This window comes from Pseudomonas sp. GW821-FHT09H03, from assembly GCF_059415945.1.
The window spans coordinates 123,272-145,051 of record NZ_JBWKOF010000009.1; the positions used below are offsets into that span (position 1 = coordinate 123,272).

19 protein-coding genes are annotated in these 21,780 nt (G+C 61.3%); 7 read left to right on the plus strand and 12 right to left on the minus strand.

The window, feature by feature from the left end; translation table 11 throughout:
• Positions 1-3: 3 nt before the first annotated feature.
• From ybeY to miaB, 3 genes are all read right to left on the minus strand, one after another.
• Positions 4-498 carry an rRNA maturation RNase YbeY gene (gene ybeY, locus AC07OG_RS14920; protein WP_060543277.1) on the minus strand — a complete coding sequence of 165 codons (495 nt, stop codon included), beginning with the start codon at positions 496-498 and terminating at the stop codon, positions 4-6.
• Positions 491-1,498: a PhoH family protein gene (locus AC07OG_RS14925; RefSeq protein WP_060543278.1), complete on the minus strand. Its 1,008-nt coding sequence runs from the start codon at positions 1,496-1,498 to the stop codon at positions 491-493. The genes ybeY and AC07OG_RS14925 overlap by 8 nt, the downstream gene beginning before the upstream one ends.
• Positions 1,499-1,716: 218 nt before the next feature.
• On the minus strand, positions 1,717-3,045 hold the full coding sequence (gene miaB, locus AC07OG_RS14930; protein ID WP_495067371.1) for a tRNA (N6-isopentenyl adenosine(37)-C2)-methylthiotransferase MiaB: 1,329 nt from the start codon (positions 3,043-3,045) through the stop codon (positions 1,717-1,719).
• A gap of 136 nt (positions 3,046-3,181) precedes the next feature.
• Between miaB and AC07OG_RS14935 the strand changes: the two genes are divergently transcribed.
• Complete coding sequence (locus AC07OG_RS14935) at positions 3,182-3,511, plus strand: DUF1820 family protein (RefSeq protein WP_007894425.1); 330 nt, start codon at positions 3,182-3,184, stop codon at positions 3,509-3,511.
• A 102-nt stretch (positions 3,512-3,613) separates the two neighbouring features.
• On the opposite strand, the gene AC07OG_RS14940 is transcribed toward AC07OG_RS14935, so the two are convergent.
• From AC07OG_RS14940 to AC07OG_RS14955, 4 genes are all read right to left on the minus strand, one after another.
• Positions 3,614-4,168, minus strand: a complete 555-nt coding sequence (locus tag AC07OG_RS14940; RefSeq protein ID WP_218425415.1) for a tetratricopeptide repeat protein — start codon at positions 4,166-4,168, stop codon at positions 3,614-3,616.
• Between the two features lie 227 nt (positions 4,169-4,395).
• Positions 4,396-5,679 carry a glutamate-1-semialdehyde 2,1-aminomutase gene (gene hemL / locus AC07OG_RS14945; protein WP_495067372.1) on the minus strand — a complete coding sequence of 428 codons (1,284 nt, stop codon included), beginning with the start codon at positions 5,677-5,679 and terminating at the stop codon, positions 4,396-4,398.
• 31 nt (positions 5,680-5,710) lie between these two features.
• Entirely contained in the window at positions 5,711-6,334 is a 624-nt protein-coding gene (gene thiE / locus AC07OG_RS14950) for a thiamine phosphate synthase (protein ID WP_060543282.1), read from the minus strand.
• An 18-nt stretch (positions 6,335-6,352) separates the two neighbouring features.
• Positions 6,353-7,150 (minus strand): hydroxymethylpyrimidine/phosphomethylpyrimidine kinase, encoded by a 798-nt coding sequence (locus AC07OG_RS14955; RefSeq protein WP_060543396.1) that lies wholly within the window; start codon positions 7,148-7,150, stop codon positions 6,353-6,355.
• A 280-nt stretch (positions 7,151-7,430) separates the two neighbouring features.
• Here AC07OG_RS14955 and AC07OG_RS14960 point away from each other — a divergent pair, with 280 nt between their 5' ends.
• The 4 genes from AC07OG_RS14960 (at position 7,431) to AC07OG_RS14975 (ending at position 13,920) form a co-directional block, all read left to right on the plus strand.
• A complete protein-coding gene (locus AC07OG_RS14960) occupies positions 7,431-9,815 on the plus strand; it encodes a 7TM diverse intracellular signaling domain-containing protein (RefSeq protein WP_495067373.1) in 2,385 nt (794 codons plus the stop codon).
• A 74-nt stretch (positions 9,816-9,889) separates the two neighbouring features.
• Entirely contained in the window at positions 9,890-11,536 is a 1,647-nt protein-coding gene (locus AC07OG_RS14965) for an acyl-CoA dehydrogenase family protein (protein WP_495067374.1), read from the plus strand.
• Positions 11,537-11,712: 176 nt separating this feature from the next.
• Positions 11,713-13,212, plus strand: a complete 1,500-nt coding sequence (gene amn, locus AC07OG_RS14970) for an AMP nucleosidase (RefSeq protein ID WP_218425411.1) — start codon at positions 11,713-11,715, stop codon at positions 13,210-13,212.
• A 72-nt stretch (positions 13,213-13,284) separates the two neighbouring features.
• Positions 13,285-13,920, plus strand: coding sequence for a pseudouridine synthase (locus AC07OG_RS14975; RefSeq protein WP_060543285.1), 636 nt, complete (start codon positions 13,285-13,287; stop codon positions 13,918-13,920).
• On the opposite strand, the gene AC07OG_RS14980 is transcribed toward AC07OG_RS14975, so the two are convergent.
• Positions 13,915-14,124 carry a DUF2788 domain-containing protein gene (locus AC07OG_RS14980; protein WP_039594082.1) on the minus strand — a complete coding sequence of 70 codons (210 nt, stop codon included), beginning with the start codon at positions 14,122-14,124 and terminating at the stop codon, positions 13,915-13,917. The two genes, AC07OG_RS14975 and AC07OG_RS14980, sit on opposite strands and share 6 nt — an antisense overlap.
• 210 nt (positions 14,125-14,334) lie before the next feature.
• Entirely contained in the window at positions 14,335-14,814 is a 480-nt protein-coding gene (locus tag AC07OG_RS14985) for an Lrp/AsnC family transcriptional regulator (RefSeq protein ID WP_007937367.1), read from the minus strand.
• A 424-nt stretch (positions 14,815-15,238) separates the two neighbouring features.
• Between AC07OG_RS14985 and AC07OG_RS14990 the strand changes: the two genes are divergently transcribed.
• Positions 15,239-16,318, plus strand: coding sequence for a DUF6515 family protein (locus tag AC07OG_RS14990; RefSeq protein ID WP_495067375.1), 1,080 nt, complete (start codon positions 15,239-15,241; stop codon positions 16,316-16,318).
• Here the strand turns inward: AC07OG_RS14990 and AC07OG_RS14995 are convergent.
• Both AC07OG_RS14995 and pmcY read right to left on the minus strand, forming a co-directional pair.
• Positions 16,303-17,208: a cation diffusion facilitator family transporter gene (locus AC07OG_RS14995; protein WP_218425409.1), complete on the minus strand. Its 906-nt coding sequence runs from the start codon at positions 17,206-17,208 to the stop codon at positions 16,303-16,305. The two genes, AC07OG_RS14990 and AC07OG_RS14995, sit on opposite strands and share 16 nt — an antisense overlap.
• Before the next feature lie 28 nt (positions 17,209-17,236).
• The gene (gene pmcY, locus AC07OG_RS15000) at positions 17,237-17,656 is read right to left on the minus strand and encodes a periplasmic Zn2+ metallochaperone PmcY (protein WP_218425408.1); all 420 of its coding nucleotides are present in this window, start codon (positions 17,654-17,656) and stop codon (positions 17,237-17,239) included.
• Positions 17,657-18,008: 352 nt separating this feature from the next.
• On the opposite strand from pmcY, the gene hrpB reads away from it, so the two are divergent.
• Positions 18,009-20,525, plus strand: a complete 2,517-nt coding sequence (gene hrpB / locus AC07OG_RS15005; protein ID WP_495067376.1) for an ATP-dependent helicase HrpB — start codon at positions 18,009-18,011, stop codon at positions 20,523-20,525.
• 115 nt (positions 20,526-20,640) lie between these two features.
• Here hrpB and AC07OG_RS15010 read toward each other — a convergent pair whose 3' ends face one another.
• On the minus strand, positions 20,641-21,720 hold the full coding sequence (locus AC07OG_RS15010) for an endonuclease/exonuclease/phosphatase family protein (protein ID WP_495067377.1): 1,080 nt from the start codon (positions 21,718-21,720) through the stop codon (positions 20,641-20,643).
• Positions 21,721-21,780 lie beyond the last annotated feature (60 nt).

The following is a 21,780-nucleotide window of genomic DNA, read 5'->3' on the forward strand; positions in this document are numbered from 1 at the left end:
CGATTACTCTGAATCCTTTGTTGTTTCGGTAGGGGAAATATCAGTTTCGTCGTCCGCGTACGGATCGGGATAGCCCAGTTCTGCAAGCAACGTTCGTTCCAGTGCTTCCATTTCTTCGGCTTCTTCGTCGTCTATATGGTCGTAACCAAGCAGATGCAAGCAGCCGTGAATCACCAGGTGTGCCCAATGGGCCTTGAGTTCCTTGCCTTGCTCGGCGGCTTCGCGCTCGACCACCGCCACGCAGATCACCAGATCGCCCAGCAACGGGATGTCGAGAAACTCGTCGGGAACATCCGCCGGGAACGACAAGACGTTGGTGGCGTAATCTTTCTGCCGCCAAGTGTGGTTCAGCTCGCGGCCTTCGGCTTCGTCGACCAAACGAATGGTCATTTCCGAGTCGGCGCTACGCTGGCGCAGGGCCAGTTCACACCATTGGCGGAACTCGGCTTCGCTGGGCGCGCGCGCTTCGGTGGCGATTTGCAGGTCTAGCTCAAGCATCGCGGCGGCTATCCTTGGCGGCTGCATCATCGGCCGCTTTGGTTTCGAAGCGCTCGTAGGCTTCGACGATGCGCTGCACCAATGGGTGGCGCACGACGTCCTTGGGCTGGAAATGGGTGAAGCTGATGCCCGGCACATCCTTGAGCACTTCTATCACGTGATGCAGGCCGGACTTGGTGCCGCGAGGCAGGTCGACCTGGGTGATGTCGCCGGTAATGACTGCCGTGGAGCCGAAGCCGATCCGGGTCAGGAACATTTTCATCTGTTCGACCGTGGTGTTCTGGCTTTCGTCGAGGATGATGAAGCTGTTGTTCAGGGTGCGCCCGCGCATGTAGGCCAGCGGCGCGACTTCGATCACCTGGCGCTCGATCAGCTTGGCGACGTATTCGAAACCGAGCATTTCGTAGAGTGCGTCGTAGAGCGGACGCAGGTACGGGTCGATCTTCTGCGACAGGTCGCCGGGCAGGAAGCCGAGTTTTTCACCGGCTTCGACCGCTGGACGAACCAGCAGGATGCGGCGGATCTGCTCGCGTTCCAGCGCATCGACCGCACAGGCGACAGCCAGGTAGGTCTTGCCGGTACCGGCCGGACCAATGCCGAAGTTGATGTCGTTACCGAGGATTTCCTTGACGTAGCGCAGTTGATTCAAGCCGCGGGGGCGAATCATGCCTTTCTTGGTGCGCAGGGCTACGGAGGGTTCGGCGGGGGAGTGGTTGTCCAGCTCCTCGATGGCCGATTCCTGCAGGAACAGGTGGACCATGTCCGGCGACAGCTCGGTACCCTTGGTTTCCCGGTACAGGCGGCGCAGGAGGTTTTCCGCGGAGGAGGTGTGTTTGGGCTCGCCGATCAGTTCGAACTGGTTTCCGCGATTGCGGATCTCGATGCTCAGGCGCTGTTCGATCAAGCGCAGGTGCTCGTCGAATTGCCCGCACAGATTGGCAAAGCGGCGAGCCTCAAAGGGCTCGAGGATGAAACGATGTGGTTCTATGGGTGCGTTCAAGGTCGTATTTAGCCGCCCTGGGGCAATTGAGATGAAATCAAGGATAACGCCAGCGGCGTGGGTGCGAAAGCTCTTAAATAAGATGCACGAATTCGCTACTTGACTGTGGCGGGGGGGCTTGCCCCCGTTCGGCTGCGATGCAGTCGCAAAGTATAGGGAGCGCTGCGCAATCCAGCGGGGGCAAGCCCCCTCGCCACAAAAGCCCGGCTCCCACAGTGTTACTGGATCAGAGAACCCCGCAGCGAGTGCGGTTGCGCGGCATCGATGTGCACATCGGCGAACTGGCCGATCAAGGTCGGATTGTCGCAGCGGAAGTTGACGATCCGGTTATTCTCGGTGCGACCCTGCAACTCACCGGGGTCTTTTTTCGAGTAATCGGTCACCAGGATGCGCTGGATCGAGCCGACCATTTGTCGGCTGATCTCGAAACCTTGCTGGTTCAGGCGATGTTGCAGGGCGTTCAGCCGTTCTTTTTTCAGTTCTTCCGGCGTGTCATCGGCCAGATCGGCTGCCGGAGTACCCGGGCGCTGGCTGTAGACGAACGAGTAGGAGAAGTCGAAACCGACGTCCTCGATCAGCTTCATGGTCTGTTCGAAGTCTTTCTCGGTCTCGCCCGGGAAACCGACGATGAAGTCCGAGCTGATGCAGATGCCCGGCACGGCGGCCCGTAACTTGCGCAGCTTGGATTTGTACTCCAGCGCTGTGTGGTTGCGCTTCATCGCTGCCAGGATGCGGTCCGAGCCCGATTGCACCGGCAGGTGCAGGTGTTTGACCAACTCCGGTACCTCGGCGTGGGCCTGGATCAGGCTGTCGGAGAACTCCAGCGGGTGCGAAGTGGTGTAGCGGATGCGATCGATGCCGTCGACAGCGGCCACCACGCGGATCAGTTCGGCCAGATCAGCCAGGCGCCCGTCATGGGTAAGGCCGCGATAGCCGTTGACGTTCTGCCCCAGCAAGGTCACTTCGCGCACACCGTTCTCGGCGAGGTGAATGATCTCGGCGATCACGTCGTCGAACGGCCGGCTGACTTCTTCGCCGCGGGTGTAGGGCACCACGCAGAACGTGCAGTACTTGCTGCAGCCTTCCATCACCGACACATACGCGCTTGGGCCGTCGATACGCGGCTCGGGCAAATGGTCGAATTTTTCGATTTCCGGGAACGAGACGTCGACCTGCGGCAGCCGGGTGCTGCGCGCAGCGTCGATCATTTCCGGCAGGCGGTGCAAAGTCTGCGGGCCGAACACCACGTCGACGTACGGGGCGCGGTCGCGGATGGCGGCGCCTTCCTGACTGGCCACGCACCCGCCGACGGCGATCACCATTTCAGGGTTAGCCAATTTCAGCTCGCGCCAGCGGCCGAGCTGGGAGTACACCCGGTCCTGGGCGCGTTCGCGGATCGAGCAGGTGTTGAGCAGGATCACGTCGGCGTCTTCAGCGCGAGCGGTGACTTCCAGGGCCTGATGTTCGCCCAGCAGATCGACCATGCGCGAGCTGTCGTACTCGTTCATCTGGCAACCGTGGGTTTCGATGTAAAGCTTCTTGGCCATGGAATAGAGTCATCACGTGATTCAAAGAACCGCGCATTATAGGGAACATGTTCCAAGGTTCCTACCGCTGTGCGTCCGGCGGCTATGCTATAGTTCGCGCCCTCATTTTTATCCCCCGATGTGTTGCTCGCCCACCATGACCAAACGTGAAGCTCCAATCTACAAGGTGATTTTTCTTAACCAGGGCCAGGTGTACGAAATGTATGCCAAGCAGATCTATCAAAGTGATCTGTGGGGCTTCCTGGAAGTGGAAGAATTCGTCTTTGGCGAGCGCACGCAAGTGGTCGTCGATCCGAGCGAAGAAAAGCTCAAGGCTCAGTTCGAGGGCGTTGTGCGCAGTTTCGTGCCGATGCATTCGATCGTGCGCATCGACGAAGTCGAGCGCCTGGGTACGCCTAAGATCAGTGAAGCCCGCGGCGCGGTCGGCAATGTGATGCCGTTTCCGATGCCGATGCCTGAGAAGTAGGGCATTTGTGGTAAGGGGGCTTTTGTGGTGAGTGGGGTGCGGCGGTCCGACAAGCCCCCTCGCCACAGTGCAGCCCCCTCACCACAAAATCATTTGTGACAATTAAGGCAGCGGCGCAAACGGCGTGCGCCCATCGGCACTCTGCAATTCCATCAAATATTTACGGAATATTTGCCCCAGCACCTGGGTAGCGATTTCCAGTTCTTCGCGCGGCATCTTTTCCGTGACTTCGTCGGCGGTGTCCAGCGCATCTTCAGCGCCATTGACCGCCGCCATTTTCAGCAAGATATAGGCTTGAACGTTGTTGGCCGGTACGCCTTCGCCGTGGAAGAACATGGTGCCAAGTTTGAATTGCGCCTGGGCGTGGCCCTGCAGCGAGGCCTTTTCGAAATAGCTCAGGGCTTGATTGAGGTCGCGCGGCGCGTTTTTGCCGTCGTAGTAGAACTCGCCCAACTCGTATTGCGCCTGGGCATCCCCTTCATCCGACGCTTTCTGGCAGGCGGCGAGTGCCTGGGCCAGGTCTTGCGGCTGGGTATTGAGGGTGCAGCGACCCATCGCTGGGATTAACAACGAGTTGCCGCCTGCTTGTGCGTGCGCGAGCAGGGGCTGAAGGAGCAACAGGCAGCCCAGTGAAAGGGCGCGGCCGGTGCGGTTCATGGGAATCGACTTACCTCTGAAGGGCGCGCGGACCCATCGAGGGGATCCAATAAGCGCGCATTATGAAATAAGCAGGGGCAACCTTACAAAGTCTTTACTCGTTTTTCTGCTGCGTGGGAAATATATCGCCCACTTTGCGGGGAATTATGGGCGGGGGGAGTCAGATAAAGCGCAGGAATGCAGGTGAAAAGCTGACGCTGGCAGTGACCAGCGTCAGCGCAGCACCCTTACTTCAATGCAGCGAAGGCGCGCTCGGCGGCATCCAGGGTCAGTTTCAACTCGGCTTCGCCATGGGCGATCGAGGTGAAGCCGGCTTCGAACGCGCTCGGTGCCAGGTAAACGCCACCTTCCAGCATCAGGTGGAAGAAACGGCCGAACAGGGCGGCGTCGCTGGCCATGACGTCATCGAACGTCACGATGTCGTCGGCACCGCTGAAATACAGACCGAACATGCCGCCGGCCTGGGTGGTCACGAACGGAATGCCGGCTGCATCGGCGCGTTGTTGCAGGCCGTCCAGCAGGCGAGTGGTGTAGTCGGTCAGCTCGGCGTGGAAGCCCGGACGGCTGATCAGGCGCAGGGTGGTCAGGCCGGCGGCCATCGCCAGCGGGTTACCCGACAGTGTACCGGCCTGGTAGACCGGGCCCAGCGGTGCGATGCGCGACATGATTTCGCGCTTGCCGCCGAAGCAGCCGACCGGCATGCCGCCGCCGATGATTTTGCCGAAGGTGGTCAGGTCCGGCTTCAATCCGTAGTGCGCCTGGGCGCCGCCGAGGGCGACACGGAAACCGGTCATGACTTCGTCGAAAATCAGCACCACGCCGTGTTTGTCGCACAGCGTCCGCAGGCCTTCGAGGAAGCCCGGAGCCGGTGGTACGCAGTTCATGTTGCCGGCCACGGGTTCAACGATGATGCAGGCCACGTCCTGGCCAACTTCGGCGAGCATGGCTTCAACTGCGTCGATGTCGTTGAACGGCAGGGTCAGGGTGTGTTTGGCGAACGCTGCCGGCACACCGGCCGAGCTCGGCACGCCTTGGGTCAGGGCGCCGGAACCGGCCTTGACCAGCAGGCTGTCGGAGTGACCGTGGTAGCAGCCTTCGAACTTGATGATGCTGTCGCGACCGGTGAAGCCGCGGGCCAGGCGGATGGCGCTCATGGTTGCTTCGGTACCGGAGCTGACCATGCGCACCATTTCCATCGACGGCACGAGCGAGCAGACCAGATCGGCCATCTGGGTTTCCATCTCGGTCGGTGCGCCGTATGACAGCCCGTGCTCCAGTTGCTTGCGCACCGCGTCCAGCACGTCCGGATGGCTGTGACCGAGGATCATCGGCCCCCAGGAACCAACGTAGTCCACATAGCGTTTGTTGTCTTCGTCGGTGACGTAGGCGCCCTCGGCGTGCTTGAAGAACAACGGCGTGCCGCCAACGCTCTTGAACGCGCGCACCGGCGAGTTCACGCCACCGGGGATGTGTTTCTGGGCATTGGCAAACAGGGTTTCGGAACGAGACATGATCGGGCTCTCAAATCGGATTTTAAGCTACTTAAATAGAAAACAGTTCGTTGAAGGCGCGGGCGCGGCGGGTCACTTCAGCCGTGCTCTGTGCACCAAACAGGCCATGCACCACCGCCAGCAGATCAACGCCATGGGCCACCAGCGGCGCGGCGTTATCAAGGGTGATACCGCCGATCGCGCAGATCGGCAGGTGCAATTGCTTGCGGGCCTGGTCGAGTAGTTCGAGGCTGCAAGTGGGTGCGCCGGGCTTGGTGCTGGAGTTGAAGAAGCGGCCAAAGGCGACGTAACTGGCGCCTTCTTTTATGGCTTGCTCAGCCAGTTCGATTTGCGCATGACAGGTCGAGCCGATGATCGCTTTGGAACCGAGCAGTGCGCGGGTCGGCGACAGTGGGCCATCGGTCTGGCCAAGATGCACGCCGACGTTCAGGCGCGCGGCCAACTCCGCGTCGTCATTGATGATCAACTGGGTCTTGTATCGATCGCACAGATCGCGCAAGGCTTCGGCCTCGCGCAGGCGGCGGGCCTCATCGCTGCTCTTGTCGCGGTACTGCAGCAAGGTGACGCCACCTTCCAGCGCCGCCTCCACGTACGAAAGAAGTTTACCGGCCAGCAACTGGCTGTCGGTAATGGCGTACAGGCCACGTAGTTTCATCGGACTAGCCTCATGGCATTACGAACAGAAGTCCAGTGGCAGGCGGCGTGGCACGAATTGGCCTTTGCCCAGCTGCTCGGCATCGCGCAGGGTACGCCACGTGTAGTTAAGTGCAGTCTGTACGGCGCTGGCGAGGTTTTCACCCTGGGCCAGACGACCGGCCAGGGCGCTGGCCAGGGTGCAACCGGAGCCATGATAGCTGCCGGGCAGGCGCTGGCAGGTAAAGGTTTCGCGCAGGCCATCGCGGCTGTACAGGCGATTGTGGATTTCGGTTTCGTCGCCGTGACCGCCGGTGATCAGCAGGTGTTTGACGTATGGCAGGAGTTTTTCTGCGCACTCGTCCGCAGTGCCCTCAGGCAGTTCGGCGAGGATGCGGGCTTCAGGGAGGTTGGGGGTGGCAATGATCGACAGGGGCAGCAGGCGTTCACGCATGGCGTAGCCCACTTCGTCCTTGCCCAGTCGCCCGCCGCCGCCGGCGCGCAGTACCGGGTCACAGACCACTGGCAAATGCGGGTGAGCCGAAAGCAGTTCGACAACGGTGTCGACCATTTCCAGGGAACCGAGCATGCCCAGTTTGACCGCAGCGACTTCGGAGTCGTTGAGCACGGCATTGGCCTGGGCCAGCACCCACTCACGGTCGAGGACGCGGAAGTCAGTGACATTGACGGTGTCTTGCACGGTCAGGGCGGTCACGGCCGGAGCCGCATGGCATCCCTGCGCAAGCAGGGCTTCGATATCTGCCTGCAAGCCGGCGCCACCACTTGGGTCGTGGCCGGAGAGACAGAGGACAACGGGGCGAGAGCTGTAGATATTCATGGTGCGCGAGCTTACCACCAAACATGTTTTTCGGGTGTGTGCACGCATTGGCACAGCGATCTTTTGATCATTGCCATCAAGGCAGTGGTTTTGGATCGCTGATTAGTGCTGAGGCGCCCGTTCTAGAGCCTTTTCAATATAATTTTCGATGGTGCTTAAAGGCCATCAACGGCTATGCTAAAGTGGATCCAAACCAATAACAGGTGATACCGGTTTTACGTCTACTCAAAGGGAATGGGGGGCTTCCTGACAAAACCGGACAGTCCACGCTGGGGCTTAAATGCGCTATCTGCTGATGTTGCTGTTGTGTTTGCCCCTTTTGGCGAACGCCGTCGAGTTCGATGAGTTTACTCGCAGCCTTCCCTTGGGCCGAACCCTGCAAGTGCTGGAGGACGCGGGTGGTCAGGCGACCATCGCGGATGTACTTGCGCAAGCGGCAGCCGGCAACTTCAAGCCTCACCACAAAGACACGCTCAACGCCGGGTATTCACGTTCTGTGTTCTGGCTGAAAATTGACCTGCACTACCGTCCGGGCAACCCGGCAGCGCAACGGACCTGGCTGCTGGAACTGGCCTATCCGCCTCTGGACCGCCTCGATCTTTATTTACCCGATTCGGCCGGCGACTATCATCTGGTCCGGCAGACCGGCGATGCCTTGCCATTTGCCAGTCGTGAGATTCGCCAGAACAATTATCTGTTCGACCTGGCGTTCAAGCCAGATCAGCGCGAAACCCTCTATCTGCGTCTGCAAAGTGAAGGCTCGATCCAGGCGCCCGTGACGTTGTGGTCGAGCACCGCCTACCTCGAAGAACAACCCGTGCGCCTCTATGTACTTGGGTTGATATACGGCGTGTTGCTGGGAATGCTGGTCTACAACCTGTTCATCTACCTCAGTGTGCGCGACACCAGTTACCTCTACTACATCTTCTACATCGCCTCGTTCGGTCTGTATCAGCTGTCGGTGAACGGTGCGGCGGTGCAGTATTTCTGGCCCGACAACCCTTGGTGGGCCAATGCCGCGACGCCATTTTTCATTGGCTGCGCGGGTCTGTTCGGCAGTCAGTTCGCCCGCAGTTTTTTGCAGATGGCTACCCACAGCCGCTGGGCCGATCGCTTATTGCTGGCGCTGGTCGTCTTCAGTGCGCTGGTGGTCGGCCTGTCATTGATGGCCAGTTATGCCCTGGCGTTACGGCTGGCCACGGCGCTGGCGCTAACGTTCACCGTAGTGATTTTTGCCGCCGGCATCTTTGCCTGGCTGCGCGGTTTGCGCGTAGCGCGGTACTTCATCATCGCCTGGTCGGCGTTTCTGCTCGGTGGCGTCGTCAATACGCTGATGGTGCTGGGTTACCTGCCCAACGTGTTCCTGACCATGTATTCCAGCCAGATCGGTTCGGCGATCGAGGTGGCTTTGCTGTCCCTGGCCCTGGCCGATCGCATCAACGCAATGCGCGAGCAGCAAGCACAGACCCTGCTCGATGCCAGCCAGAAACTTGAAGTGCTCAACCAGCAACTGGAGCGAAGCAACCAGCTCAAGGACGAATTTCTCGCCACCCTGACCCATGAACTGCGTACGCCGATGAACGGCGTAATCGGTTCTCTGGAGCTGATGCAGACCGTGGAAATGGACCCGGAGCTGGAGCAATACCAGCAGACGGCCTCGGGGTCGGCGCGGGACATGATGCGCATGGTCAATGGCATTCTCACCCTCACCGAATTGCAGGCCGGCAAGCTCAAGGCCTCGGCGGATGCCTTCAGTTTGCGTGGTATGGTCGAGTCGTTGCGAGGGCAGTTCGAAGGTAATGCAACAGCCAAATCCCTGGATTTCAAGGTCGATATCGCCTCGGGTGTGCCGGACCGCCTGCACGGTGACAAGGCGAAGATCTCGCAATGCCTGGAGTGCCTGCTGGATAACGCAATCAAATTCACCCGCATTGGAGGCCTGGCCTTGCGGGTGACCGCGAAGGCGAACCAGCCTGACCGATTGGCATTGACCTTTGCGGTGATCGACACCGGCATCGGTTTTACCGATCTTGGGGAGGCCACCATGTATCAGCGCTTCTTCCAGCTCGACGGTTCGATGACTCGCGAATATGGCGGACTTGGGGTCGGGCTGGCGATCTGCCGGCAGTTGGTTGAATTGCTTGGTGGGCGTCTGACTCACCGTTCCGAGCCCGGGCGCGGCAGCCGCTTCCAGCTCGACGTCGAAGTTGAACTGGAAGCAGCCGGGCGTTCTGTGGCACCCCTGATGCCCCCGGATTTTCCACTCCTGCGCTTGCCGCAGGAATGCGCCGTACTGCTGGTGGATGACAACAGCATCAGCCAACTGGTGATGCGCGGCATGCTGCTCAAGCTCGGCTTTCGCGTGCGCACCGCCGACAGCGATACCGTCGCCCTCGAACTGCTGCAGCAAGAAGCCTTTGATGCCGTGCTGGTGGACTGCCAGTTGCCGAAAACGCAAGGAATGTCGGTCTGTTGTCAGATCCGCGCCTTGCCGGGTTGCGCACAATTGCCGTTGTTCCTGGTCGCCCTCGGTGTCGATCGGGAACGCTGTCCGACCGGTGCATTGATCGATCACTTGAGTAAACCGGTGAAATTCGAAGACTTGCAGGCGGCGCTTTATCGTCGGGTGCTCTGCCCGCAGCATGGCGAAAGCGCCGGCAGTTAGGCAGATATGACACTTTGTTCGGCCATGGGGCAGTGCTTAACTGAAGTCCCTTGGCTGACCAAAGGAGCCCTGTCATGAACCTGCATCAGTTCGCCGAAACCCACGAAGTCACCAACCAGCCACCGTCGCTGGATGGCGCCAACCTGTACCGCATCGACCTGCCGTTGCAGGAGTGGTCGCGGCGGTTCGGTGCCGGTTGGGCCGAGTCGCGAATCGACGCCTATGGTGCATTGGCCGGCGGGCCGTTGATGGAGGCCGGGTTCCTGGCCAACCAGAATAAGCCGGAGTTCAGCAGCCATGACCGTTACGGTCATCGTATTGACCTGGTGGAGTTTCATCCCGCCTATCATGAACTGATGCGCACGGCAGTCGAGCATGGCCTGACTTCGTTGCCCTGGGCGCACCCACAGGATGGCGCCCATGTCGCGCGCGCGTCCATGACTTACTTGCACAGTCAGGCCGAAGCCGGCAGTGGCTGCCCGTTGACCATGACATTTGCCAGCGTACCGGCACTGCGCCTGCAAGCGGAGCTGGCGCAGCAGTGGTTGCCGAAAATCCTCGCTACCGAATATGACCCGCGCAACGTCGGCATGGCCCACAAGGCCGGGGTCACCATTGGCATGGCCATGACCGAGAAGCAGGGCGGCACCGATGTGCGGGCCAACACCACCAAGGCTTACCCGGTGGGGCCCCGAGGTCCTGGTCAGGCTTATGAACTGGTGGGGCACAAGTGGTTTTGTTCGGCCCCCATGTGCGATGCCTTCCTGACCCTGGCGCAGACGGACAAGGGCCTGACCTGCTTCCTGTTGCCGCGCCATCGCCCGGACGATACGCGCAATCAGTTCTACATCCAGCGTCTGAAGAACAAGCTGGGCAACTGCTCGAATGCTTCCAGTGAAGTGGAGTTCCGTGGGGCACTGGCCTGGATGGTCGGCGAGGAGGGCCGCGGGGTTCCGACAATCATAGAAATGGTCGCCATGACCCGTTTCGATTGCATGGTCGGTTCCAGTTCGTTGATGCGCCAGGCGCTGACCCAGGCCAGCCATCACTGCGCCCATCGCTCGGTCGGCGGCAAGTTGCTCAGCGAACAGCCCTTGATGCAGAACGTGCTGGCGGATCTGGCCCTGGAAAGCGAAGCGGCCCTGGCCTTGAGCCTGCGCATGGGCCGGGCGCTGGATCATCTGGATGACTCGCAGGAAGCGAAATTCGCCCGCCTGGTGACGGCGGTGGGCAAGTACTGGATATGCAAGCGTGCGCCGGGGATGATCAACGAAGCCGCCGAATGCATGGGTGGTGCGGGCTATGTCGAGGACAGCATTCTGCCGCGCCTGTATCGCGAGGCACCGGTGAACTCGACATGGGAAGGTTCCGGCAACGTGCAATGCCTTGATGTGTTGCGGGCGCTGTCGAAAGAGCCGGGTGTGCTCGATGCATTGTTCAGCGAGCTGGGTGACGGTCATGGCGACAAGCGTCTGGCCGCACACATCCGCCAGTTACAGGAGGCCTTCAAGGATACCAGCGACATTCAGTACCGTGCCCGGCAGCTGACTGAAGATATTGCCCTGGGGTTGCAGGCCAAGCTGTTGCTGGAAGCCGGGAATGCGGCGGTCAGTGATGCGTTTATTGCCAGTCGTCTGGATGGCGGTGGCCGAGTGTACGGCGCATTGCCACGCGGGCTGGACGTAGAAGCCATTGTCGCCCGCTCGACACCTAATGTGTGATCGACCCTGATCCTCTGTGGGAGCGGGCTCGCTCGCGAAGGCAGTATTTCAGCCGGCATCTTCATTGGCTGGCACGACGCCTTCGCGAGCAAGCCCGCTCCCACAGTGAACTTTGGTGTTTGCAGTATTTTTGTAGCAGCACGCAACTGTTCCCGTGAAGCGACGATGCAGGCAAGATGAAGCTCTGCAAGTCAGAACACAGGATGCTGATCGTGACCGAAGCTTTTATTGTCGTTCAAACCGCCGAGCAAGCCGTGGACCGGCTCGCACTCTTGCACAGTCGTGCGACTACTGCGCTGAATCAGGCGCTCAAGCGTTACCTCAAGGATCGTGTCGAGCCTGATGCCGAACAGCGTGCGATGTTCCGGTATCCCGAGTTGCGCCTGACTTACCATTGCCAGGGCGAAGTCCCGCAGACCACCCGGGCCTACGCCAAGGTGCAATTGCCGGGCACCTACAGCGTCACCGTCACCCATCCGGCGGCTTTCCGTAAATACCTGCTGGAGCAACTGGTTCCGTTGATGCATGACTTCACCGTGACGGTCGAGGTGGGTGTCAGTCAGCAGAATATTCCTTACCCATACGTCGTCGAGCAGGGCGATGAGCTGGCCGGTTCCGGCGTCACCGCTGCGGTGCTGGCGCGGGTGTTCCCCAGTACCGACCTGTCGGCGGCAACCGATGGCATTGCCGACGGACTCTACGATTGGGAAAACACCGACCCACTGCCCCTGGCACTGTTCGATGCCGCACGGGTGGATTTCTCCCTGCGTCGACTGGTGCATTACACCGGCAGTGACTGGCGGCATGTGCAGCCGTGGATTCTGCTGACCAACTATCACCGTTACGTCGACCAGTTCATCGTCCATGGCCTGGAGCAGCTGCGCAACGACCCGCGTTTCGTGCGCATGGTGCTGCCGGGCAACGTGATCATCGAAAAGACCATGGATCACGGGGAAGCCTCGGCAATTGCCGCCGGCGTGGTCTGGCACCGCTACCAGATGCCGGCGTATCACCTGATCGCCAGCGATGGCCATGGCGTGACCCTGGTGAACATCGGCGTCGGCCCGTCCAACGCCAAGAACATCACCGACCATCTGGCGGTGCTGCGTCCGCATTGCTGGCTGATGATCGGCCACTGCGGTGGCTTGCGGCAGTCGCAAACCATTGGCGACTACGTGCTGGCGCACGCCTACATGCGCCGCGACGGGATCCTCGACCGGGTCGTGCCGCCGAACATTCCCATTCCGGCCCTGGCCGAAGTGCAGCTCGCCCTTCAGCAGGCGGCGGCCAATATCACCGGGGAGAAAGGTGATGAACTGAAAAAACGCCTGCGCACCGGTACCGTGCTGACCTACGACGATCGTAACTGGGAACTGCGCTGGGCCCAGGAGCGCCCGTTGATCAACCTGTCCCGCGCCGTAGCCGTGGACATGGAAAGCGGCACCATCGCGGCGCAAGGTTATCGCTTGCGGGTGCCTTACGGCACGTTGCTGTGTGTATCGGACAAGCCGCTGCACAGCGAAATCAAGTTGCCGGGGTCGGCCAACGCCTTCTATGAACGCGCGGTCAGCCAGCACCTGAAGATCGGCATCGAAGCGGTGGATCTGTTACGCACCGAGCTCAACTCGTTGCACTCGCGCAAGCTGCGCAGCTTCGACGAACCGCCGTTCCGCTGACGGTTGTCATGGTCATTTGGCGGTCTGGGCACTAGCATTGTCAGCCCAGACCGTTAGATGTTCTTACTTCCCATGCCTCGTCCGCCACGTCCTGCCTCTCGCCGTCCCGGCGCAAATCCTGCGAAACCCGCCCCGCGTCGCGTCGCCAAGGCGCCCCCGACCGAGCCGAAGCTGATCCTGTTCAACAAGCCGTTCGATGTGCTGACGCAATTCAGCGACGGCGAAGGGCGCGCGACCCTCAAGGACTTCATCGAGATTCCGGGCATTTACCCGGCAGGACGTCTGGACCGAGATAGCGAAGGCTTGCTGCTGCTGACCAATGACGGCCAGCTTCAGGCACGGATCGCCGACCCGAAACACAAACTGGCCAAGACCTATTGGGTGCAGGTGGAGGGCGAGCCGAGCGCCGAGCAGTTGCAGCGCTTGCGCGACGGTGTCGAGTTGAATGACGGCATGACCTTGCCCGCCGAGGCGCGGCAACTGCAAGAGCCGCAACTGTGGCCGCGCAATCCACCGGTGCGCTTTCGCAAAAGTGTGCCGACCAGCTGGCTGGAATTGGTGATTCGCGAAGGGCGCAACCGGCAGGTCCGGCGCATGACGGCAGCGGTGGGGTTGCCGACGTTGCGGCTGGTGCGGGTCAGGATCGGCGACTGGACGATCGAAGGGCTCGATCAGGGCCAGTGGAAAGAGGTGCCGGCGCGCTTATAGGGTGCCGCTCTCGATCAGGCCGATCACCACGCTCTTGATGATGAAGGCGGCTACGCCAAGACCCAGCACAAAGAACAGAATGAACGAGCCGAACCGCCCGGCCTTGGACTTCTTCGCCAGATCCCAGACGATGAAACCCATGAAAATGATCAGGATGCTGACCAGTCCGGTCATCATCCACTCTTCGAAAACTGCAGGATCCATCGGACATCTCCAGCGCGGGGGCGGCTAAAAGGGCGCGGGGAGTATACGGCACGCTGGGTTGGTGCAGCATGGGCCTGCGGCGGTGTGTCGCAGTCATTCGTCGCCTGTGCCGGCCCCATCGCTGGCAAGCCAGCTCCCGCAAGGTTTAACGCCGATCACAACATTGCGAACGACACAAAACCTGTAGCTGGCTTGCCAGCGATGAGGGACTCAGCTACGCAGATGAGTCAAAGGCAGTTCGGTACTGTTCAAAACCTGATTCAGCACAAAACTCGAACGCACGCTGGTAACGCCTTCAATCCGGGTCAAATGCCCGAGCAGCAGCTTCTGGTAGTGGTCCATATCCGGTACCACGACCTTGAGCTGGTAGTCAGCGTCCATCCCGGTCACCAGGCTGCACTCCAGCACTTGCGGCAGGGTGCGAATCGCCGCTTCGAAGTTCTCGAAGCGCTCCGGAGTATGGCGGTCCATGCCGATCAGCACATAGGCAGTGAGGCTCAGGCCAAGCATTTTGCGGTCGAGCAGGGCGACCTGGCGGGAAATGTAGCCGTCATCTTCCAGTTGCTTGACCCGGCGCGAACATGGCGAAGGAGACAGGCCGATGCGCTCGGCCAGTTCCTGGTTGGAGATGCGCGCGTCGCGTTGCAATTCCGCCAAAATGCTCAGGTCGTAACGGTCGAGTTTGCTCATCAATCAGTCCTTTGTCGTAACTATTGCGACAGATTATGTATCCTGGGTTAAAAATTGCGCAAGTGATGTTTATTTGAGCAATCTTCGCAATCCTCTGTCGCCACCGAAAGCCTATTCTTATCACCAGAATCACTGCTCGGACAAACAGTCCAGTGCGGCCCGCCCAATCAGGCCCGCCGCGGTCGCCACCCCCACAGGGGATGTGCCGGCCCCCGAGCTACACACTGTCCAGAAGACGGCGTGAGGTGAGCCGACGTCAAAAGCGTCGAGCCAGGACGAAGTTCTCAAGGGGAGGCCGACGGGTCTCCCCTTTTTCTTGTGCGCGGCCCTCAATAAATAAACTGCGCGGCGGATAACCTGTCGCAGAACCGGCCCTGGCTTTGCCAGTCTTATCTACAGGCCCTAACCCGCAGTGAGGAAGAGCATGAAGTCGCGCATCTGGCGTTTGGCCGGTGTTGGTTTGCTGTGTGTCAGTGTCACTGCGCAATCGCTGGCCGATCAACCGCAGAACCGGGGTCCCGATGGCGGCCAGCACGGATCTGACGGTCATCAGGGCAACAACCAGGGCGGTGGTGGCAACTATCAAGGGCAACCGCAAAACGGTCAGCCTCACTATCAGCCACCTGCGCAGGGCAACGACGTCATTCGTGGCGACAATAGCCGTCAGTTCGAGCACAACGGCCAGGATCAGCATAACGGCAAGAACCCGAACAATGGTCAGTGGCAGAACCGTCCGCAACCGGATTTGAACAGCCCGGTTCGATCACCGCCACCCTCACCGCAACTTCCCGCCAACGACCTGCCGATTTCGGGCCGGCCAGACACCGTGCGCCAGACCCAGCAACCGCAGCGCGGTTACTATCAGGATGTGCCGCGACGCAATGACTACAACCAGCGGTGGAATGGCTATATCGGCGCACCTTCCAGCGACAATCATTGGCAGGGGCGACCGGACGGGCACGGCAACGGTTGGGGCCCGGGGCCGAAGTATCGCCCCGGCCAAGTCATCGATCGCTTCCCGGACCGTGATTACCGCGTACCTTACCGTGGCATGGATTACTTCTACTCCGGCGGTTACTGGTATCGCCCATTGGGTCCGCAATATGTGGTGGTGGAGCCGCCGCGTGGTATTCGGGTCAGCTATTTGCCGGACTATGCCCAGCAGGTCTGGGTGGGTGGGGCGCTGCTGTTTCTCGCGGCCGGCTCGTATTACGCCTATCAGGCCAATACCCAGGATTACGTCGTGGTGGAGCCGCCGGTTGGCAGCGCGCAATCGCCCCCACAATCGGCCGGCAATGGTTATGACGTAGTGGCGTACCCGGTCAACGGCCAGTCACCGGAGCAGGTCAGCCGGGATGGCTACGAGTGCTATCAGTACGCAGTGCAACAGAGTGGTTTCGACCCGCGAACCGCCACCTATCAACCGGCCCCGTCGGTGGTGCAAAGCTACCGTCAGGCCCAGGGCAACTGCCTGGGAAGTCGCGGATATCAGGTGACTGAATGAGCCCTGGCAGCGTTCACCACTTCCTGCGGATCGGCGTGCACCAGCACTTCGGCCCGGGGGTAGGCGTCGTGAATTGCCGCGGCTGCCTGATCGCTGATGCCGTGGGCGACTGACAGCGTCAGTTCCCCCGGCAGCTCCAGATGCAACTGCACGAACCATTGGTTGCCGGAGATCCGTGTGCGCAGATCATGTGCACCCAACACCCCGGGCACGCTGCAGGCCAGCTCCAGCATGTGCTGGCTGATATCCGGCGGCAGCTCTTCATCCATCAACACGGTAAAGCTCTCACGGGCGATCTGCACCGCGCTCCAGAAAATGTACGCGGCAATACCCAGGCCGAACCAGGGGTCGATCTGGTGCCAGCCGAACCCGGCGAGCACCAGCGCCACCAGAATGCTGCCGTTGAGCAGCAAGTCCGAACGGTAATGCAGGGAGTCGGCGCGCACGGCATTGGAACCGGTGGCCTTGACCACCCGATGTTGCAGCATCAGCAAGGCCAGGGTCAGCACCAGCGAGAACACAATCACCCCGATGCTGATCCACGGCGCGCCGACCGGCTCAGGATGCTTCAGCCGCTCGAATGCCTGTAGGGCGATCAGCACCGCACTGCCGCCAATGAACAATGCCTGGGCCATGCCCGCCAGCGACTCTGCCTTGCCGTGCCCATAGCGATGATCGTCGTCGGCCGGGCGCAAGGCGTAATGCACCGCCAGCAAGTTGAGCAACGAGGTGACACCGTCGAGGGCCGAGTCAGTAAGCCCGGCGAGCATGCTCACCGAGCCGCTCAACCACCAGGCGATGGCTTTGGCGACGATCAGCGTGCACGCCACGGCTACCGAGGCACGGGTCGCCAGCCGCAGCAGGCGGGCGTGTTCGGAGCTGGAAATCATAAGTGCGGCTTTTCCTCTGATGCGGCGATTACGCCGCAGGTTGCAGGCCGAACATCGCCAGTTGCTGAGTACTGCCCTTGTGCTGGATCAGGCGTGGATCATCCAGCGGCAAGCTACGCCCCAACTCACGCTGCAGAATAGACTGCAACTTGAGGTTATCGACCTTGCCGTCGGCGCCGATGGCTTCCTGGAGTTTTTCCGGGGCCACCTGGGCGGTCTTGCCTGGCTCGAAGTAGATGGCGCCGGTGGCGAAGTCGACGGCAAAGGCAATCAGCCCGGGGATGATGTAGAACAGCAGGCCCACAGCGTCGAGCACGACCACGGCCGGGTCGATCTTGCCGTCGATCTGGCCACGGCGATCGGGGTAGAAGATCGAACCGCAGGCGGTGACCTGGGTCAGCAGGGTGGCAACCAATACACCGCCAATCAGGCGAAAGGGAACACGCATGGCAAATCTCCTGAGTAGAACGTTTAGAGCGTCACTGGTTTGAGCCCAGAGTACGCCAAACAGTTCGCCGTTATACTCGTGCCGGCAGGGCGTGCCCACAGTAAATTGCGGCCGCGTCTCACCCCTACAGAGATAGTTGAGGATGAACGTTGTTTTTTTCAGTTCAACAACGCGTAACGGCTGGCAGTTGTAATCGGGGTTTGGCCCTCCGGGCTGAAGCTGTGGACGCGCCATGCTGCGTTGCGCAGCTTGGTAAGGAAACGACCCTTGCCTGCGTCCCGCGCCTTGCCTGGCACGCCCACAGCTTCAACGCGACTCGCAATTTACTGTGGGCACGCCTTGGGGAGCCAGCATGATTTCTTTGCCAATTGATGAAGTTTTACCCGCCCTGCGTGAAGCCCTGGCGTCACGCCACGAAGCCGTGCTCGAAGCACCACCCGGCGCCGGTAAAACCACCCGCGTGCCATTGGCCTTGCTCAACGAGCCATGGCTGGCCGGGCAGACCATCCTGATGCTCGAACCGCGCCGTTTGGCGGCGCGGGCGGCGGCGGAGCGCCTGGCCAGTGAGCTCGGCGAAAAGGTCGGCGAAACCGTGGGCTATCGGATTCGCCTCGACAGCAAGGTCGGGCCCAGGACCCGCATCGAAGTGGTCACCGAAGGTATTCTCACCCGGCGTTTGCAGGATGATCCGGCGCTGGAAGGCGTGGGTCTGTTGATCTTCGACGAGTTTCACGAGCGCAGCCTCGACGCCGATCTGGCGCTGGCCCTGAGCCTGAACGGCCGGGAGCTGTTCCGTGATGATCAGCCGCTGAAAATCCTGTTGATGTCGGCGACCCTGGAAGGCGAGCGCCTGGCCGGGTTGCTCGATGACGCGCCGATCCTGCGCAGTGAAGGGCGCATGTACCCGGTGGCGATGCGCTGGGGGCGACCGTTCCAGGCCGGAGAATTCATCGAGCCGCGCCTGGTGCAAACCGTTCTCGAAGCCTTGAATGACGAAACCGGCAGCGTGCTGGTGTTTCTGCCGGGGCAGGCGGAAATCCGTCGAGTGCATCAGCAACTGGCCGATGCCCTCGGTGACAATCCACAGATTCTGCTCTGCCCCTTGCACGGTGAACTGGACCTCGCCGCGCAGCGCGCCGCGATTGATCCGGCGCCGACGGGCAAGCGCAAAGTGGTGCTGGCCACCAACATCGCCGAAACCAGCCTGACCATCGACGGTGTGCGGGTGGTGATCGATGCCGGGTTGGCACGGGTGCCGCGCTTCGATCCCGGCAGCGGCATGACCCGGCTCGATACCCAGCGCATTTCCAGGGCCAGTGCTACCCAGCGCACGGGCCGTGCCGGGCGTCTGGAACCGGGCGTTTGTTATCGCTTGTGGTCCCAGGACCAGCACGAACAATTGGCGGCTTACGGCAGTGCGGAAATTCTCTCGGCGGACCTCGCGGGCCTGGCCTTGCAACTGGGTCGTTGGGGCGTGACACCCGGGCAGTTGGTGTGGCTCGACGTGCCGCCTGCTGCCGCTTGCGCCCAGGCTCAGGATCTGCTCGTGCGGCTGGGCGCCCTGGATGGCGAAGCGCTGACCCGTCACGGCCAGGCCATGGCTGAACTGCCGGCGCACCCGCGTATCGCCCATCTGCTCCTGCGCGGCCAGGCACTGGGTTTGGCGGACATGGCCTGCGATGTCGCGGCGCTGTTAGGCGAGCGCGATATCTTGCGCGGTGCCGGCGCCGATCTGCACAGCCGGCTGGTGCTGTTGTCCGGGGAGGAAAAGGCGGCTCGCGGCGCGCAGGGCGGAGTCCAGCGCGCGCGGCAACTGGCGCGCCAATATCGCGGGTACCTGCGTGGCAAGGCGGCGGAGCCGGTTGGCGACCCTGACCACCCGCGCTGGCTTGGAGCCTTACTGGCGCTGGCCTATCCCGACCGGGTTGCCCAGCAACGCCGTGCCGGTGGTGCGGAATATCGCTTGGCCAATGGTCGTGCGGCGCTGTTCGCCGAGGCTGACAGTTTGATGAAGCAGCCCTGGCTGGTGATTGCTGATCTCGGCAGTCGTCAGGGGCAGCGTGAAGAACGGATTTATCTGGCGGCGGATTTCGATCCGGCGCTGTTCGATTCAGTGTTGGCCGAGCAGGTACGCAGCGTCGACCAACTGGACTGGGACGAGCGTGAGGGCGTATTGCGTGCCGAGCGCCAGCGCAAGGTCGGTGAACTGATCCTCAGTCGCGAACCTTTGACCGGCCTCGACGAAAACGCCCGCAGCCAGGCGTTGGTGAACCTGGTGCGACGCAAAGGCCTGGAACTGCTGCCGTGGACCCCGCAGCTGCGCCAGTGGCAGGCGCGGGTGGCGTTGTTGCGGCATCTGGATCTTGCCGGCAAGGGTGAAAGCCAATGGCCAGACGTCAGCGACGCGGCGCTGCTAAAGAACCTGGAACAGTGGCTGATGCCCTATCTGGGCAAGGTCTCGCGGCTCAGCCATTTCGCTAACCTGGACCTGTCGAACATCGTCCACAATCTGCTGCCATGGCCGCTGCCACAACGGCTGGATGAGCAGGCGCCGCATCACCTGAGTGTGCCCTCGGGCTCGTCGATTCGCCTGGATTACAGCGAGCAGCCACCGATCCTCGCAGTGCGTTTGCAGGAACTGTTCGGCCTGGCCGAAACCCCGCGCATCGCCGGAGGCCGGCAGGTGGTGAAACTGCATCTATTGTCGCCGGCACGACGTCCGGTGCAGGTGACCCAGGATCTGGCGAACTTCTGGCGCAGCACTTACGCCGAGGTGAAGAAGGATCTGAAGGGGCGCTACCCCAAACACTACTGGCCGGATGACCCGCTGGTGGCCGAGGCCACCGCGCGGATCAAACCTCGCAAGTGATCAACCGGGCCCGACGCGGCTCTACGATTTACGCATTTCCCCGTAGGAGCCGGCTTGCCGGCGATGGCGGCCGAATGGGCGAGTCCATTCAATTGCACAGAGGCGTGGGTTGAGGCTAAGGGGCTGCCGGCAACAGAAACCGGGCAATCACCGGCAGGTGATCGGAGATGCGCAACGTATCGTCCTGCCGCACCTGCGCCTGCACTCGCTTGATACGCGGACTGTAGAACAGGTAGTCAACGGTCCGGTCCGGACCGTTCAACCCGGGATCGTTCGGGTAGTGGGTCAGCCACCGTTCGCGGTCGACGCCACCGGCTTCGTTGTTGGTCGGGATCATCGGGTACTTGTCCCACAGCAGGTGCAACGCGCTGTCGGCGGAGTAGGGCGTGCGTTGCTCATCGGGCAGGCGTCGGTACTGGCCCAGCGGCAACAGGTTGAAATCGCCACCGATCAGCCAGGGGGTGCCGCCGCCTTCGTACTTGTCGAGGACTTTGGCTACGGCGTTCACCTGGTTTTGCAGGGTTTTGTCTGCCTGTGTCGCGCGCTCCAGATGGGTATTGAGCACCGCCAATTGTCCGCCGTCACTCAAGGGCAGATAGGCCACCAGCAAGGCATCCCTGGGTTTGAACTGACGGCTGATCGGGTTGCCCGGCGCATTCGGCAGTTGCAGGCGTTCGGCATGGTTGATCTGGTAGCGGCTCAGGGTTGCCAGTTGCCGGCCGACACTGCCGAAAATGTGTGGCTCAGGGACGAAATCGGCTTTCCAGTCGAAGGCGCTGGTGCTGCATGGATAGAGGTCGGCGAGCCGTTCATTGAGCAGTTTGAGCTGGTGCTGGTAAGCGCTGGTCTTGGCGTCGTCGTCGAGTTCCTGCAACAGCACGATGTCCGGCTGCTCGTCGCGAATCACCCGCGCCACTTCGTCGAGGCTGAAGGCCATGTCTTCCGGTGTGGGTCTTTCGTCGGCGCCAGCGGCCAGGTCATTCCAGAACACGTACCGCTTGCCTGCCAGATACTGAACGTTCCACGTCATTACCTTCAGCGCTTGGCCGGGAACCAGGGTCGGTGCCTGCGTACTGCAACTGACGGGCAGCACTTCCCTGGCTTCGGGACGCCAGGTCACGCTGTAGATCAGCATGCCGATTGGTCCGATAACAAACAGCAGGCCCAGCAGGGTGTAGCGCAGTAGACGGGTCATGGCTCGGCTTATAAGCGTTACAGGATTGTTCCCGAGCATACCTGAGAGCGCAGGCGGCAC